Consider the following 15,790-nt stretch of genomic DNA (forward strand, 5'->3'; position numbering starts at 1 on the left):
CCGGAAGCTAAGCCTCTCAGCGCCGATGGTACTGCACCGGGGACGGTGTGGGAGAGTAGGTCGCCGCCGGACTTTACTTAGACGGAAGGGTCGCCCATTGTTGGGCGGCCCTTTCGTGCGTTACGGGCAAGTTCTAGGCTCGACGCAGCAGGTTGACGAACGCGTGGGGGAGCCCCGCGCACAATAGGGGAGTGGACATGGCCACCGACGACAGCAACGACAGGCGCGACCGCCGTGGCGGCGATGGTCGTCCTCCCCGCTCGGGCGGCTCCGGCTCGCACCGAGGCCGAGATGGCGGTTCGCGTGACTCCGGTCGCTCCGGATCGGGCCGCGATCGATCCCGCGATGATCGCGGTGGATCCGATCGTGGGGGCTTCCGTGGGCGCGATGGTGGTTCGCGCGACGGCGGGGACCGCCGCGGCTCCCACAGTGGTGCCCGAGACTCCGGCGGCTATCGCGGACGTGATGACGCATCCCGCGATGGCGGTCGCGGTGGGCCCCGCGGTAACGCGGGGGGCGACCGGGGTGGCTACCGCGGTGGTGCCGGTGGTTCCCGCGATGGTGACCGTGGTGGATACCGCGACGGCGGCCGAGGTGGATACCGTGACGGTGACCGTGGTGGATACCGCGGTGGTGCTGGTGGATCGCGCGACAGCGACCGTGGTGGATACCGCGGTGGTGCCGGTGGTTCGCGTGATGGTGACCGTGGTGGTTACCGCGGTCGTGACGGTGGATCCCGCGACGGCGGCCGTGGCGGATATCGCGGCGGCGACGGTGGATCGCGCGACGGTGACCGTGGTGGCTACCGCAGTGGTGCTGGTGGTTCGCGCGACGGCGATCGCGGTGGTTACCGCGGTCGCGATGGTGGTTCCCGTGACGGCGGCCGTGGCGGATATCGCGGCGGCGACGGTGGATCCCGCGAGGGGGCCTTCCGTGGCGGGCCGCGCCGTGACGACCGAGGCGCAGGCCGGGACGATCGACGCGGATACGAATCACGCGGGCCGCGCCGCGACGACCGCGGCGGGCGCCGTGATGACCGCGGCTTCGACCGGCGCGATGACCGTCGCTCCGAGCGTGACGACGACCGCCGTTTCGACCGCACCCCCGATCCGGTCCTTCCGGACGACATCACGCCGAAGGACCTGCTGCCGTCGGCGCGCAATGAACTGAAGACACTCAGCGACGACAACGCGGAGCGCGTCGCGCGCCACATGGCGATGGCGGCCCGCGCGATCGACGACGACCCGCAGCTCGCTCACGAGCATGCACAGGCGGCCATGCGCCATGCGGGACGCGTCGGCGTCGTCCGCGAGACGCTCGCGATCACGGCCTATGCCACGGGCGACTTCGCTCTCGCGCTTCGCGAGCTGCGCACGGTGCGGCGCATCACGGGGCGGAACGATCACATTGCGATGATCGTCGACAGCGAGCGCGGTGTCGGCCGCCCCGAGAAGGCGCTCGAGGAAGGGCGTCACGTCGATCGCGACACCCTCGAGGTGTCGCAGCGCGTCGAACTCGCGATCGCGCTCTCCGGGGCACGACTCGATCTCGGCCAGGTCGAGCTCGCGCTGCACGAACTTGATATCCCCGAGGACGATCCGAATCGTGCCTTCGAGTGGAGCGCCGGGCTGTTCGCGGCTCGCGCGGCCGTGCTCGAGGATCTTGGGCGCACGGAGGAAGCCTCGGAGTGGCTGCGCCGCGCACAGATCGCGGAGGATGCGATCGCGTCGCGACTCGCCGAAGACGACACCGTGGTCATCGACGAGATCGTCATCGACCACCCCCGTGCCGGGGCCGAGGACGCGCGCGAGGACACCGGGGCCTCCGTCGGCGACGGCGACCCTGAGCAGGCGACCGAACGCGGGGACGGCGGCGAGGCCTCGGCTGAGGCCGGTGCCGGAACCGCGTCGGAGTCCGACCTTTCCGCTGGTGGCGACGCCCAGACGTCCGGTGACTCCGCGGCCACGGTCGACGCGGGCACAGCAGACGCGGAAGCTGCAGCGGAAGCGGAGGAGCCTTCGGGCCGTGACGCGCCCTCCGAAGCGGAGGAACAGCGTGCCGCTGATGCGCCGGCCGACGGCGCCGCGCCCGTGCCGGGCGCAGCGACGCCGGAGGACAGCGCATCGGAGCCCCGGAGCGCGAACGACGTCTCCGTCGAGGACACCGCTCCCGTCGACGACGCGAGCATCGCGGACGAGGTCGCGGAGATCCTCGCCGAGGCGGGGATCGTCGACGATGAGGATGGCGCCTCGGGCGACCTCGGTGGCGCCGATGGCCCTGATTCCGGTGCCGACGATGGGACCGGTGAGTCGGGAGCTGCTCGCGCCGATGAGCCCGTGGACGCGTCCGGTGACGCCCCTGCCACCTCGCGCCCCGCGACCGACGCACCGGAGGATGAACGCCCCGATGGCGCTCTTTTCTAAGAAGACCAACCCGAGCCCGCTCGACGGCGTGGACGTCGTCTTCGCCGATCTCGACGGCATCGTCTACGCAGGGCCGGGCGCCGTTCCGCACGCGATCGAGAGCCTGAACCGGGCCGCCTCCGAGGGGCGTCGCCTCGGCTACATCACGAACAATGCCTCGCGCACCGATGCCGCCGTCGCGTCGCACCTCGCCGATCTCGGGCTTGGGACGCGAGCGGATGACGTCGTGACGAGCCCTCAGGCCGCCGCGCGCCTGCTGGCAGAGAAGGTTCCAGCCGGATCCACGATCCTCGTCGTGGGCGGTGAGGGGCTCGTCGTCGAGCTCGAGAAGGCCGGATACGTCGTCACGCGCAGCGCGGAGGACGCACCTGCCGCCGTCGTGCAGGGCTTCAACCCCGACGTCGCGTGGACAGATCTCGCTGAAGCGGCCTTCGCGCTCGCGACACCCGAGGACGAGGGCGGGATCCCGTGGATCGCGACGAACACCGACTGGACGATCCCGCGCGATCGCGGCGTCGCGCCCGGCAACGGCACGCTCGTGTCCGCGGTCCACACGGCTGTCGGCCGGCTTGCGACCGTCGCGGGCAAGCCGGAGGCTCCCATTTTCCACGCGGCCGTCGCCCGCTTCGGCGCGACGAAGCCCCTCATGCTCGGCGACCGGCTCGACACCGACATCCAGGGCGCGCAGGCCGCGGGCGTCGAGTCGGCGATCGTGCTCACGGGGATTGACCGGCCCAAGCACGTCCTCGCTGCCCCGACGCACGCGCGTCCGACGTACATCCTGGGTGATCTGCGTGAGATGTTCGAGCCGTACCCGGCCGTCACGCGCCGCGGCGACGTGACGACGGTCGGCGATGCTCGCGTGCGTGTCGGCGATGGGCCGGAGGTCGAGATCCTCAGCGAGGGATCCCGCGACATCGATCTGCTGCGGGCGGGCGCCCACGCGATCTGGGCGACGGGCCGGCAGATCTTCGGCTTCGACGTGCCCGAGCGGCTCTACCGCGACACGTTCCACCGCCCCTGAAGGCGAGCATCACGCGGTGCCGTGGGCGCGCCGCGCATTTCGCAGGCGGCCGTCGGGTCGGCCGCGACGTATCGTGGACGCATGACCGACGACAGCCTGGTGGACCGGCTCGGCCTCATCGAGAAGCAGCCTCTCGCTGAGCGCACGGAGGCGTACCAGTCGCTGCACGATGAGCTCGCGCGCACGCTCGAACGGGCGCCCGAGTCCGAGGCGTGAGCGGCCGGCTTGACGCCGAGCTCGCGGCGCGCGGGCTCGCCCGCTCGCGAACGCACGCCGCGCGTCTCATCGCCGAGGGGCGGGTGCGGCTCGGCGGCGAAATCGCTCGGAAGGCGTCGGTGAAGATCGGCTCCGGCGCGCACATCGAGGTAGAAGACGACCACTACGTCAGCCGCGCCGCTCACAAGCTCATCGCGGCTCTCGATGCGTTCGGCATCGATGTGTCCGGCCGCACGGCTCTCGATATGGGCGCGTCGACGGGCGGATTCACGCAGGTGCTGCGCGAGCGCGGCGCCGCTCCCGTCCTCGCCGTCGACGTCGGCCATGGGCAGATCGCCCCGGACGTGGCGGCGGACCCCGATGTGCGCGTCGTCGAGGGGATGAACGTGCGATTCATGACGCCCGCATCGCTCGCCGAGGCGACGGGGGTTGTGGATCCGCCGACGATCGTCACGGGCGATCTCTCGTTCATCTCGCTCACGCAGGTCTTGCCTGCGGCGGTCTCGGTGGCCGATCCGTCGGCGGATCTCGTGCTGCTCGTCAAACCGCAGTTCGAAGTCGGCCGTGAGCGGATCCGCGCCGGCGTCGTCGAGGATCCGACGCTTCAGGCCGGCGCTGTGCGCGCCGTGCTCGACGCGGCGCAGGCCCTGGGGGTCGGCGCGGTCGACGCGATTCCGAGCCCTCTGGCGGGGACGCACGGCAATCGCGAGTTCGTCGTGCGCCTCGTGCGGAGCGACTCGGCGCCGGGAGCGCTCGACGTCGACGCGCTCGTCCGGCGGGCGTCCTGATCCGGGTGCTGTGGTGACGATCGCGAGAAGCTGGCCCGCAAGTCGCCCGCGGCGGAGCGGATCCGACACAATGGAAGGACGAAGCCAGCCGTCCGGCGGTGGACCCAGCACTCAGAGGGAGACGATGAACGCGCGCAGCATCCTGATCGTCGCTCACGCGTATCGAGACGACACGGTCGAGGCCGCAGCGCGCATCGCCTCCATCATTCGCCAGCAGGGTGCCACGCCCGTCTTCGATGCGGATGATCGCGCCGAACTTGCCGAGATCGTCCCTGAGCTCGCCGACGCGGCCGTGCTGGGCGTCGACGTGCCGCTGGAGCGCATCGACGCCGCGGTCGTCCTCGGCGGGGACGGCACGATCCTGCGCGCCGCCGAGCTCGTGCGCGGAGGAACGGCGCCCGTGCTCGGCATCAATATGGGGCACGTCGGCTTCCTTGCCGAGACCGAGCGCGACGACATGGATGAAGCCGTGCACCGCATCCTCGACGGAGACTTCGCTGTCGAAGAGCGCCTCGCCCTCTCGGTGAAGGTGCGAGATCAGTCGGGCGCGGTCGTCTACGAGACCTGGGCGCTCAACGAGGCCTCCATCGAGAAGGAGGCGCGCGAGCGGATGATCGAGCTCGTCGTCGAGATCGACGGCCGCCCCCTGTCGAGCTTCGGCGCTGATGGCTGCGTCATCGCGACACCGACAGGATCCACGGCGTACAACTTCTCTGCGGGCGGTCCGATCGTGTGGCCGAACGTGCAGGCGATGACCGTCGTGCCGATCTCGGCGCACGCGCTGTTCGCTCGCCCCCTCGTCGTCGGCCCCGAGCACGCGATCGCCGTCGAGGTCACGGGCGTCGCCGGATCCCACGGTGTGCTCTGGTGCGACGGACGCCGCACCCATCCGCTTCCTCCCGGAGCGCGCGTCTCGGTCCGTCCCTCGGAAGACCCCGTACGCCTCGCCCGCCTCCACCCGGCGGCCTTCACCGATCGGCTGGTGCGCAAGTTTCAGCTGCCCGTGCACGGATGGCGCGGCCCGAGCGGAACCGTCATGACCGACGCCGTCGCCGTCATCCCGCCCGCCCCCCACACGAAATCCGACGAAGGGACCCCCACCGCGTGATCGAGGAGATGCGCCTGCGCGACCTCGGCGTCATTGCCGACGCCACCCTGCCCATGGGGCCGGGATTCACGGCGATCACGGGCGAGACCGGCGCCGGAAAGACGATGGTCGTCACGGGGCTCGGTCTGCTCATGGGGCAGCGCGCCGACAGCGGAACGGTCCGGTCCGGCGCGTCCCAGGCGGTGGTCGAGGGGGTCTGGAATGTGCCGAGCGCGGGCGCTGTCGCGGATCGCGTGCACGACGCGGGCGGCGACCTGGAGCCGGCGGGCGACGAACGCGGTGAGCTGTATCTCTCGCGGACGATCGCCGCCGAGGGGCGCAGCCGCGCCGCCGTCGGCGGACGCTCGGCCCCGGCCGGAGTGCTCGTGGACCTCGCTTCGCTCCTCGTCGCCGTGCACGGGCAGACCGATCAGCTGCGCCTGAAGTCTCAGGTGGCGCAGCGCGACGCTCTCGACCGCTTCGGCGGCGACCGGGTACGCGATGCGCTCGCCGTCTACCGCACGGCGTATGAGGAATGGACGACGACGGATCGCGAGCTCGGCAAGCTCGTCGCCGAGCGCGATGCCCGGGCAGACGAGGCGGAGCGCCTGCGTGCGGCCCTCAGCGAGATCGAGGCCGTCGCGCCGGAAGAGGGCGAGGACACCCGGCTCGCCGAGCGCGCGGAGCGGCTCGCCAACGCGGAGCAGCTGCGCGAGTCGGCTCTCGTCGCGCGCGAGGCTCTCTCGAGCGAGGAGGGCACCGCCGACGTGTCGGCGCTCCTGGGCGACGCAGCGCGTGCCCTCGACCGCGCCGCGGATCCCGCTCTCGAGCAGATCGGATCCCAGATCGCCGACCTCAGCTACCGCGCGAGCGACCTCGCCGTCGAGCTGTCGAGCTACCTCGCCGACCTCGACGAGCAGGGCCCGCAGGAGCTTGCCGCCGTCGAGGAGCGCCGTGCGGCGATCGCGGATCTTGTGCGTGCGCACGGATCCCTCGACGAGGCGCTCGCCTTGCTCGAGACCGGATCCGCGCGCCTTGCCGAGCTCGATGACGACGGCGAGCGCGTGACGCGCCTCGCGAATCGCCGCGACGCGGCCCGCACCGAGCTCGACGCGGCCGCGGAGCGGTTGAGCGCCGAACGGCGGTCGGCGGCCGAGAGTCTCGGTGCGCGGGTGACCGACGAGCTGCACGCGCTCGCGATGCCGGACGCGACGCTCGTCGTCGAGGTGACGAGCGGTGCGGAGTCGGCGCACGGACACGACGAGATCTCGTTCCTCCTCGCGCCGCACCCCGGCGCCGCGCCACGGCCGGTCGCGAAGGGCGCCTCGGGAGGCGAGCTCAGCCGCGTCATGCTCGCGATCGAGGTCGTCGTCGCGGCGACGGATCCCGTGCCGACGTTCATCTTCGACGAGGTCGACGCGGGGATCGGCGGGGCGGCCGCCATCGAGGTCGGGCGTCGCCTCGCGAAGCTCGCCGAATCGTCGCAGGTGATCGCCGTCACCCACCTCGCGCAGGTCGCGGCTTTCGCATCGAACCACCTGAGCGTCGTCAAGTCGAGCGACGGGTCCATCACGGCCTCCTCGGTCACGCGACTCGCGGGGGAGGCGAGGGAGGCCGAGATGGCGCGTCTGCTCTCCGGGCTCGCCGACAGCGACGCGGCCCTCAGCCACGCGCGCGAGCTGCTCTCGCTGCGTGCGGCGGAGTGAGTATGCTCGTCCACAGTCCATTCCCAGCGCGCCGACGAGCCGCACACACCTGGATCCCGAACCCGGGGGTTAGGATTGAAGCCCGTGATGCAGACTTCTGACGCGGCGACCGGCGACACCACCAAGCACATCTTCGTGACGGGCGGTGTCGTCTCTTCTTTGGGGAAGGGCCTCACCGCGGCCAGTCTCGGCAACCTCCTCACGGCGCGCGGACTGCACGTCGTGATGCAGAAGCTCGACCCCTATCTGAATGTCGATCCCGGGACGATGAACCCGTTCCAGCACGGCGAGGTGTTCGTCACCGACGACGGTGCCGAGACCGACCTCGACATCGGCCACTACGAGCGCTTCCTCGACATCAATCTGTCGCAGGCGGCGAACGTGACGACCGGACAGGTCTACTCCGAGGTGATCGCCCGCGAGCGCCGCGGTGAGTACCTCGGCGACACGGTGCAGGTGATCCCGCACATCACCGACGAGATCAAGCGCCGCATGCGCCTGCAGGCGGCGGATGAGCCGAAGCCCGACGTCATCATCACCGAGGTCGGTGGCACGGTCGGCGACATCGAGTCGCAGCCGTTCCTCGAAGCGGCTCGTCAGATCCGCCACGAGCTTGGGCGCGACAACGTGTTCTTCGTGCACGTCTCGCTCGTGCCGTTCATGGGCGCGTCGGGTGAGCAGAAGACGAAGCCGACGCAGCACTCCGTCGCGGCTCTCCGCCAGGTCGGCATCCAGCCCGACGCCCTCGTGCTGCGCAGCGACCGGCCCGTGACCGAGCAGAACATGAACAAGATCGCGCTCATGTGCGACGTCGAGTCCGACGCGGTCGTGAACACGGTCGACCTGCCGAGCATCTACGACATTCCGTCGACGCTCAATGTACAGGGCCTCGACGGCGTGATCGTGCGCAGGCTCGGTCTCTCGAAGGCGGGCGAGGTCGACTGGTCGCGCTGGCAGAAGGTGCTCGACGCCGTGCACCACCCGAAGCACGAGGTGACGATCGGGCTCGTCGGCAAGTACATCGACCTCCCCGACGCCTATCTGTCGGTGACCGAAGCGCTGAAGGCCGGCGGTTTCGCGCAGGACACGAAGGTCGAGATCCGCTGGATCCCGTCCGATCTCTGCGAGACGCCCGAGGGCGCGCGCGAGCAGCTGTCTCCCCTCGACGGAATCTGCGTGCCCGGCGGCTTCGGCATCCGCGGCATCGAGGGCAAGCTCGGCGCGCTCCGCTTCGCGCGCGAGCAGGGGATCCCGACGCTCGGCCTCTGCCTGGGCCTGCAGTGCATGGTCATCGAGTTCGCGCGCAACGTCGCCGGGATCGAGGGCGCCTCGTCGAGCGAGTTCGACCCCGAGACCACGGCTCCCGTGATCGCGACGATGGCCGAGCAGGTCGAGATCCTCGACGGGGGCGACCTCGGCGGGACGATGCGCCTCGGGCTGTACCCGGCGGCGCTCGCCGATGGGTCGATCGCCGCGGAGGTGTACGGGGCCGTGCAGGTGGAGGAGCGTCACCGTCACCGCTACGAGGTCAACAACGCCTACCGCGAGCAGATCGCGGCGGCGGGCCTGTCGTTCTCCGGGATCAACCCGAAGCTCGACCTCGTCGAGTTCGTCGAGCTGCCCCGTGAGACGCACCCGTACTACATCGCGACGCAGGCGCACCCCGAGCTGCGCTCGCGTCCGACCCAGGCGCACCCGCTCTTCCGCGGCCTCGTCGGCGCAGCCGTCGAGCGTCGCAGCTCGAGCGAGCTGTTCGAGGTCGAGGAGTGACGGATCAGCTGCGCGATGAGCCGCACGAGGTCGAGATCACGCGCAGCGAGATCGTCTACAACGGCTATGTGTGGGACGTCCGCGAGGACCATTTCCGATACGGCGGCACGGAGCTCGTGCGGCACTATCTCGATCACACGGGCGCCGTCGCGGTCGTTGCAATGGACGAGGATGACCGCGTTCTGCTGATCCAGCAGTACCGTCACCCGATCCGTCTGCGCGACTGGGAGATCCCCGCGGGGCTCCTCGACATCGCGAACGAGGAGCCGCGGGCCGCGGCCGAGCGCGAGCTCGCCGAGGAGGCCGATCTCACGGCCGAGCATTGGGAGGATCTCGGCTCGTTCGCGATGTCGCCCGGCGGATCCGACGAGTTCATCCGGATCTTCCTCGCGACGGGCGTGCGCCCGACGGAGCAGTCTTTCGCGCGCGACGCGGAGGAGGCCGACATCCGTGCCGAATGGGTGCCGATCGCCGAAGCCGTGCGCGCGGTGACCGAGGGGCGCGTCCACAACGCGGCGATGACGATCGGGATCCTGCTCGCCGCGCGGCGCTGCGGCGCATGATCGGCTGAACCGTGCAGTTCGGGCGCGCCGTCGACAGTTATCTGCGGCACCTCGCGATCGAGCGCGGCCTCAGCGACCACACGGTCTCGGCCTATCGGCGCGATCTCGGCGTGTACACCGCCTGGATCGAGGACCGAGGGATCGAGGATCCCGCATCGGTCACGCCCGATCTCGTCGCCGACTTCGCCGCCGAGCGGGCGCGCGCGGATCCGCCGCCCGCGTCGTCGTCGCTCGCGCGCCTGCAGTCCTCCGTGCGCGGGCTGCACCGGTTCCTCGCCCGCGAGGGGATCGTGGAACACGATCCCACGGCACGGCTCACCCCGCCGAAGCAGCCGCAGAAGCTGCCGAAGGCGCTCACGATCGAGCAGGTCGCGCAGCTGCTCGCGGCGCCGAGCGGAGAGGATCCGATCGGCATCCGCGACCGCGCCCTGCTCGAGCTGCTCTATGCGACGGGCGCGCGCGTGTCGGAGGCGATCGGGCTCGACGTCGACGACCTGCAGGCGGGGGAGGTGCTGCGTCTGCGCGGAAAGGGCGACAAGGAGCGGATCGTCCCCGTCGGGTCGTACGCCCGCGAGGCCGTCGACTCCTACCTCACGCGTGTGCGGCCGGCGCTCGCCGCGAAGGGACGGGCGACGTCCAAGCTGTTCCTCGGTGCGCGCGGCGCACCGCTGTCGCGGCAGAGCGCCTGGCTCGTGATCCAGAAGGCCGCCGAGCAGGCGCATCTCACGGCGCACGTCTCGCCGCACACGCTGCGGCACTCGTTCGCGACGCACCTGCTGCAGGGCGGCGCCGATGTGCGCGTCGTGCAGGAGCTGCTCGGCCACGCGTCCGTCGCGACGACCCAGATCTACACGCACGTCTCGGCTGACACGCTCCGCGACATGTACCAGACGGCGCACCCGCGCGCGGTGTGAGGATAACCCCCTTCTCGGTGCGGAACCGTGCGCCTATCGTGGACGATGGAGCGATTCCGCAGGAAGGGGAGCCATGACCGGAACCGCCGAGGAGGCCCTCGCTGTCGAGGCGCACGGGCTCGTCAAATCATTCGGCAGCAATCGGGCCGTCGATGGCATCGATCTCGCGATCCCGCGGGGCGGCATTTACGGTGTGCTGGGGCCGAACGGAGCTGGCAAGACGACGGCTCTGCGGATGCTCGCGACGCTGCTGCGCCCCGATTCCGGCGAGGCGCGCGTGCTCGGTCACGACGTGTTCACCGAGCCGAAGCGGATCCGCGAGCTCGTGGCGCTCACGGGCCAGTTCGCGTCGCTCGACGAGGATCTGACGGGCATCGAGAACCTCGTGCTTCTCGGGCGGCTGTACGGATTCGCACCCGCCGCGGCGCGCCGCCGCGGAATGGACCTCCTCGACGCGTTCGGCCTGACCGATGCCGCGGGTCGCCAGGTGAAGAAGTTCTCGGGCGGCATGCGTCGCCGGCTCGACATCGCCGGATCCCTCATCGTGACGCCGCGGCTGATGTTCCTCGACGAGCCGACGACGGGCATCGATCCGCGCAGCCGCAATCAGGTGTGGGACATCATCCGCACGCTCGTCGACGGCGGCACGACGATCCTCCTCACGACCCAGTACCTCGAAGAGGCCGACCAGCTCGCCGGCCGCCTCGCCGTCATCGACCACGGCCGCGTCATCGCCGAGGGCACGCCCGGCCAGCTCAAGGCGCAGATCGGTCAGGGCGCGCTCTCCGTGCGCGTGATCGATCCCGCCGACCGGCCCGCCGCCGAGGAGATCCTCTCGGGCGTCCTCGGAACCGACATCACGCGCGAGGCCGATCCGGCCGCGCTCACCGCGAGCCTCGCCGAGAACCGAACAGCAGCCGAGGCGCTCGCCGCGCTCGATCGCTCCGGCATCGAGATCGAGACCTTCTCGATCGGGCAGCCGAGCCTCGACGAGGTGTTCCTCGCGCTGACGGGAAAGCCCGCGGAGGAACACGATTCCGCTGACGAGCCCGAGACCGAGGAGGCGGCTCGATGAGCACCGACGTGCAGCAGCACACCGAGAAAGTCCGCACGGTCCTTCTGCCCGAGAGCGAGCGTCCGCGCCCGGCCGGCCCTCTCAGCTCGTCGATCACCTACGGCTGGCGCGCGCTGCTCAAGATCAAGCACATCCCCGAGCAGCTGTTCGACGTCACGATCTTCCCCGTCATGATGACCGTGATGTTCTCGACGATCTTCGGCGGGGCGCTCGCTGGGGGCATCGGCGACTACATCCAGTGGCTCATCCCCGGGGTCTTCGTGCAGACCCTCATCATGATCACGATGTACACCGGGCTCACGCTCAATCGCGACATCTCGAAGGGCGTCTTCGACCGCTTCCGCTCCCTTCCGGTCTGGCGCCCCTCGCAGCTCGTCGGCGCGCTCCTCGGCGATCAGGTGCGCTACACGATCGCGGGCGTGATCATCCTCATCGTCGGTTTCCTTATGGGCTTCCGGCCCGCCGGCGGAATCTCGGGGGTCGCCGCGTCGTTCGTCCTGCTGCTCGTGTTCAGCTTCTGCATGTCGTGGGTCTGGACGATGGTCGCCCTGATCATGCGGACGGAGCAGGCCGCCATGGGTGTGTCGATGTTCATCCTCATGCCGCTGACGTTCGTGTCGAACATCTTCGTGGATCCGCGCACGATGCCCGGGTGGCTGCAGGCCTTCGTCGACGTGAACCCCGTGAGCGTCGTCGTCGCCACGATCCGCGATCTCATGAACGGCGTCTACGACATCGGGTCGATCGGCGTCGTGCTCGTGTACTGCGGCGTGCTCGTCGCGATCTTCGGACCGATCTCGATGTACATCTACAACCGAAAGAACTGATCTCCGGGGCGGATCCGACATGCCCGGTTGTCGGCGCGGCGGCGATCCTCCGGGCCGCGAGGTAACGATGCGGATACACTCGTCGGAGCAGGTCGGCGGCTGTCCGTCGACGAACAGGTACGGACGGATCCGGCGGCCCTCCGGCCGGCGTCTCCGTCAGGAGGATCATCGGTGGCGAACACCCAGAACAAGCCGAAGAAGCGCGATGACATCGTCCTCGGCCCTACGGGACGCCCATACAACGGGTTCCCGACGCCGGGCGCGCTCGAGCGCCACGGCCCGGCGCGCGTGATCGCGCTGTGCAATCAGAAGGGCGGCGTCGGCAAGACGACGACGAGCATTAACCTCGCGGCGTCGCTCGCCGAGTACGGGCGCAAGGTGCTGGCCGTCGACTTCGATCCGCAGGGCGCGCTGTCGGCCGGTCTCGGAATCTCGACGCACGACGTGACGACGATCTACGACCTCATGCTCGACACCAAGCGCGACCCGCATGAGGCGATCGTGCCGACCCATGTCGACGGGCTCGACGTGCTCCCCGCCAACATCGATCTGTCGGCCGCCGAGGTGCACCTCGTCAACGAGGTCGCCCGCGAGATGATCCTCGCCCGCGTGCTGCGGAAGGTGTCGCACGAGTACGACGTCATCCTCATCGACTGCCAGCCGTCGCTCGGGCTGCTCACGGTCAACGCGCTCACGGCCGCGCACGGCGTGCTGATTCCGCTCGAATGCGAGTTCTTCGCGCTGCGCGGCGTCGCCCTGCTCATCGAGACGATCGAGAAGGTGCAGGACCGCCTCAACCCCTCGCTTGAGCTCGACGGCCTGCTCGCGACGATGTACGACGCGCGCACCCTGCACTCGCGTGAGGTGCTCGAGCGCATCGTCGAGACGTTCGGCGAGAAGGTCTTCGAAACCGTCATCGGCCGCACCGTGAAGTTCCCCGACGCGTCTGTGTCGGGCGTGCCGATCATCGAGTACGCGCCGCAGCATGACGCGGCGCAGGCGTATCTGCGCCTCGCCCGCGAGCTGGTGCACCGCGGCGCCGTCGCCTGAGGCCATGTCGGCCGACGAACGGGCGTCGGGGGAGATCGACGAGAGCGGCTTCCGCGTCTCGCTGTCGAACTTCGACGGCCCGTTCGACCTGCTGCTGAACCTCATCACGAAGCGCGAGCTCGACATCACCGAGGTGTCGCTGTCGGCGGTGACCGACGAGTTCATCGCGTACCTCGCCGAGCTCGGCCCCGAAGAGAACCTCGACGAGGCGAGCGAGTTCCTCGTCGTCGCCGCGACGCTTCTCGATATGAAGGTTGCCGGCCTCCTCCCGCAGGGGGAGCTCGTCGATGCCGAGGCCGTCGCGCTTCTCGAAGCGCGGGATCTCCTGTTCGCGCGGCTCCTGCAGTACCGGGCGTTCAAAGAGGTGGCGGGCAGCTGGTTCGCCGAGCACTTGGCGCGCGAGGACGCGCGGCATACGCGAGACGTTCCGCTCGACGAGAAGTATCGCGCGAAGACGCCGGAGCTGCAGTGGACGGTGTCGCTCGACGACTTCGCCGCCCTCGCGACGCTGGCCTTCGCGCCCCGCGAGATCCCGACCGTCGGCCTCGATCACCTGCACGCGCCGCAGGTGTCGATCCGTGAGCAGGCGGCGATCGTCGTGTCGTCGCTGCGCACGCGCGGATCCGTGACCTTCCGCGAGCTTGCGGCGGGCGCCGACGGGCCCGGCGTCATCGTGGCCCGCTTCATCTCGATCCTCGAGCTGTATCGGCATGCGGCCGTGTCGTTTGAGCAGCTCGAACCGCTCGGTGAGCTCACGGTGCGCTGGGTCGCCGAGACCTGGAGCGATGAGACCCTCGCGACACTGGGAGCCGACTATGACACTTGACGATCGCCAGCTGATGAAGCGGCTCGAGGCGATGCTCGTCATCGCCGACGAGCCGATGAGCGTCGTGAATCTCGCGACGGCCGTGGGCGCCCCCGTGACAGGCGTGCGCGCGGCGCTGAAGACGCTGCGCGCCGACTACGACGGTGAGGGCGACGGGCCCGAGCGCGGTTTCGAGCTGCGCGAGATCGCCGGAGGGTGGCGGATCTACGTCCGCGCGGATCTCGACGGCGTCGTCACCGACTTCATCGGCAGTCAGGCTCCCGCCCGGCTGTCGCAGGCCGCTCTCGAGACCCTCGCCGTCATCGCCTACAAGCAGCCCGTCACGCGGTCGCAGGTGGCGCAGATCCGTGCCGTCAACGTCGACTCCGTCGTGCGCACGCTCCTGGCGCGCGGTCTCATCACCGAGATGCACAGCGATCCCGAGACGGGCGCGATGCACTACGGCACGACCGATCTGCTGCTGCAGAAGCTCGGCATCAACTCAATCGACGAGCTGCCGCCCATCTCGCCGCTGCTCGACGACGGCGCCGACGGTTTCGAGGGGATCGACGGCGTCGCCTGACGGCGGCTCGCGAGCTGAGCGCAGACGAGACGACTCTCAGCCCGGATCCGTCATGATAGAGGGATGCCCGACACCTCCGAGACTCCTGCCGCCGAGGGCGTGCGCCTGCAGAAGGTTCTGGCGAACGCCGGCGTCGCGTCGCGTCGCGCGTCCGAGAACCTCATCGTCGCGGGGCGCGTGCGGGTGAACGGATCCGTCGTGAGCGAGCTCGGGGCCCGCATCGATCCCGATGTCGACCTCGTGGACGTCGACGGGCAGGCCGTGCAGCTCGACACGACCAAGCGCTACGTCATGCTCAACAAGCCGACGGGCGTCGTCAGCACGATGAAGGACGATCAGGGCCGCCGTGATCTGCGCGAGTTCACCCGCGACTGGGAAGAGCGTCTCTACAACGTCGGCCGGCTCGACACCGACACCTCGGGCCTGCTCGTGCTCACGAACGACGGTGACCTCGCGAATGTGCTCGCACATCCCCGGTACGGCGTCACCAAGGTCTACATCGCGAAGGTGACGGGCCGGGTCTCGGCCGCGACGGTCGCGCAGCTGACTCGTGGCATCGAACTCGACGACGGCCCCATCGCGGCCGACAAGGCACGCGTGCTCGATTCGTCCGGCGGATCCAGCCTCGTCGAACTGACCCTGCACTCGGGGCGCAACCGCATCGTCCGGCGCATGATGTCGGCCGTCGGCCATCCCGTGACCGAGCTCGTGCGTCGCCAGTTCGGGCCGCTCCATCTCGGGACCCTGCCCGCGGGGCGCACCCGCGAACTGGATAAGGTGGAGCGCGGCGCCCTGCTGACGCTCTCGCGCCAGGATGCCGAGGATCCGCCCGAGTCGGGCGACGAGAAGGAGACGACGTGACAGCTCGCGCAGCAGAGCGGCCCACGCCGCCCGCGTCGTCGAGCGCACCGTCGGAGGCGCGCGGAGACGCGGCGACTGTTCCGGGCCGACGTGCCCGC

General features: G+C 70.0%; 16 protein-coding genes and 1 rRNA gene. All 17 read left to right on the forward strand.

Annotated elements, in window-relative coordinates:
* A 5S ribosomal RNA gene (rrf, locus tag C0012_RS15895) occupies positions 1-72 on the forward strand; the annotation flags it as partial.
* 162 nt (positions 73-234) lie between these two features.
* Complete coding sequence (locus tag C0012_RS15510; protein ID WP_162622958.1) at positions 235-1,170, forward strand: hypothetical protein; 936 nt, start codon at positions 235-237, stop codon at positions 1,168-1,170.
* Positions 1,171-1,211: 41 nt separating this feature from the next.
* Positions 1,212-2,423, forward strand: coding sequence for a hypothetical protein (locus C0012_RS14510; RefSeq protein WP_198411155.1), 1,212 nt, complete (start codon positions 1,212-1,214; stop codon positions 2,421-2,423).
* Positions 2,407-3,447, forward strand: coding sequence for an HAD-IIA family hydrolase (locus C0012_RS14515; RefSeq protein ID WP_110590390.1), 1,041 nt, complete (start codon positions 2,407-2,409; stop codon positions 3,445-3,447). Before C0012_RS14510 ends, C0012_RS14515 begins: the two co-directional genes overlap by 17 nt.
* 81 nt (positions 3,448-3,528) lie before the next feature.
* The gene (locus C0012_RS15825; RefSeq protein WP_269777962.1) at positions 3,529-3,663 is read left to right on the forward strand and encodes a hypothetical protein; all 135 of its coding nucleotides are present in this window, start codon (positions 3,529-3,531) and stop codon (positions 3,661-3,663) included.
* Positions 3,660-4,451 (forward strand): TlyA family RNA methyltransferase, encoded by a 792-nt coding sequence (locus tag C0012_RS14525; protein WP_110590392.1) that lies wholly within the window; start codon positions 3,660-3,662, stop codon positions 4,449-4,451. Before C0012_RS15825 ends, C0012_RS14525 begins: the two co-directional genes overlap by 4 nt.
* Positions 4,452-4,575: 124 nt before the next feature.
* Complete coding sequence (locus tag C0012_RS14530) at positions 4,576-5,559, forward strand: NAD kinase (RefSeq protein ID WP_110590393.1); 984 nt, start codon at positions 4,576-4,578, stop codon at positions 5,557-5,559.
* The gene (recN, locus tag C0012_RS14535) at positions 5,556-7,244 is read left to right on the forward strand and encodes a DNA repair protein RecN (RefSeq protein ID WP_110590394.1); all 1,689 of its coding nucleotides are present in this window, start codon (positions 5,556-5,558) and stop codon (positions 7,242-7,244) included. The genes C0012_RS14530 and recN overlap by 4 nt, the downstream gene beginning before the upstream one ends.
* An 87-nt stretch (positions 7,245-7,331) precedes the next feature.
* The gene (locus tag C0012_RS14540; RefSeq protein WP_110590395.1) at positions 7,332-9,014 is read left to right on the forward strand and encodes a CTP synthase; all 1,683 of its coding nucleotides are present in this window, start codon (positions 7,332-7,334) and stop codon (positions 9,012-9,014) included.
* Positions 9,011-9,577: an NUDIX domain-containing protein gene (locus C0012_RS14545; protein ID WP_110590396.1), complete on the forward strand. Its 567-nt coding sequence runs from the start codon at positions 9,011-9,013 to the stop codon at positions 9,575-9,577. The genes C0012_RS14540 and C0012_RS14545 overlap by 4 nt, the downstream gene beginning before the upstream one ends.
* An 11-nt stretch (positions 9,578-9,588) precedes the next feature.
* Positions 9,589-10,491 (forward strand): site-specific tyrosine recombinase XerD, encoded by a 903-nt coding sequence (gene xerD, locus C0012_RS14550; RefSeq protein ID WP_110590397.1) that lies wholly within the window; start codon positions 9,589-9,591, stop codon positions 10,489-10,491.
* A 73-nt stretch (positions 10,492-10,564) separates the two neighbouring features.
* Positions 10,565-11,566, forward strand: a complete 1,002-nt coding sequence (locus C0012_RS14555; protein ID WP_110590398.1) for an ATP-binding cassette domain-containing protein — start codon at positions 10,565-10,567, stop codon at positions 11,564-11,566.
* Entirely contained in the window at positions 11,563-12,393 is an 831-nt protein-coding gene (locus tag C0012_RS14560) for an ABC transporter permease (protein WP_110590399.1), read from the forward strand. Before C0012_RS14555 ends, C0012_RS14560 begins: the two co-directional genes overlap by 4 nt.
* 171 nt (positions 12,394-12,564) lie before the next feature.
* On the forward strand, positions 12,565-13,443 hold the full coding sequence (locus tag C0012_RS14565) for a ParA family protein (RefSeq protein ID WP_110590400.1): 879 nt from the start codon (positions 12,565-12,567) through the stop codon (positions 13,441-13,443).
* A gap of 4 nt (positions 13,444-13,447) precedes the next feature.
* Entirely contained in the window at positions 13,448-14,269 is an 822-nt protein-coding gene (locus tag C0012_RS14570) for a segregation and condensation protein A (protein WP_110590401.1), read from the forward strand.
* The gene (gene scpB / locus C0012_RS14575) at positions 14,259-14,831 is read left to right on the forward strand and encodes an SMC-Scp complex subunit ScpB (protein ID WP_110590402.1); all 573 of its coding nucleotides are present in this window, start codon (positions 14,259-14,261) and stop codon (positions 14,829-14,831) included. Before C0012_RS14570 ends, scpB begins: the two co-directional genes overlap by 11 nt.
* Positions 14,832-14,894: 63 nt before the next feature.
* Positions 14,895-15,692, forward strand: a complete 798-nt coding sequence (locus tag C0012_RS14580; protein WP_110590403.1) for a pseudouridine synthase — start codon at positions 14,895-14,897, stop codon at positions 15,690-15,692.
* Positions 15,693-15,790 lie beyond the last annotated feature (98 nt).

It is taken from the genome of Microbacterium suaedae, assembly GCF_003254645.1.
In the GTDB taxonomy this organism is placed as follows: domain Bacteria; phylum Actinomycetota; class Actinomycetes; order Actinomycetales; family Microbacteriaceae; genus Microbacterium; species Microbacterium suaedae.

Bases quoted from the DNA above. Each gene is read 5' to 3' on its own strand.
- C0012_RS15825 (WP_269777962.1), top strand. From the start codon at position 3,529: ATGACCGACGACAGCCTGGTGGACCGGCTCGGCCTCATCGAGAAGCAG.
- C0012_RS14530 (WP_110590393.1), top strand. From the start codon at position 4,576: ATGAACGCGCGCAGCATCCTGATCGTCGCTCACGCGTATCGAGACGAC.
- C0012_RS14515 (WP_110590390.1), top strand. From the start codon at position 2,407: ATGGCGCTCTTTTCTAAGAAGACCAACCCGAGCCCGCTCGACGGCGTG.
- C0012_RS14510 (WP_198411155.1), top strand. From the start codon at position 1,212: ATGGCGATGGCGGCCCGCGCGATCGACGACGACCCGCAGCTCGCTCAC.
- C0012_RS14540 (WP_110590395.1), top strand. From the start codon at position 7,332: ATGCAGACTTCTGACGCGGCGACCGGCGACACCACCAAGCACATCTTC.
- C0012_RS14555 (WP_110590398.1), top strand. From the start codon at position 10,565: ATGACCGGAACCGCCGAGGAGGCCCTCGCTGTCGAGGCGCACGGGCTC.
- C0012_RS14570 (WP_110590401.1), top strand. From the start codon at position 13,448: ATGTCGGCCGACGAACGGGCGTCGGGGGAGATCGACGAGAGCGGCTTC.
- scpB (WP_110590402.1), top strand. From the start codon at position 14,259: ATGACACTTGACGATCGCCAGCTGATGAAGCGGCTCGAGGCGATGCTC.
- C0012_RS14580 (WP_110590403.1), top strand. From the start codon at position 14,895: ATGCCCGACACCTCCGAGACTCCTGCCGCCGAGGGCGTGCGCCTGCAG.
- C0012_RS14560 (WP_110590399.1), top strand. From the start codon at position 11,563: ATGAGCACCGACGTGCAGCAGCACACCGAGAAAGTCCGCACGGTCCTT.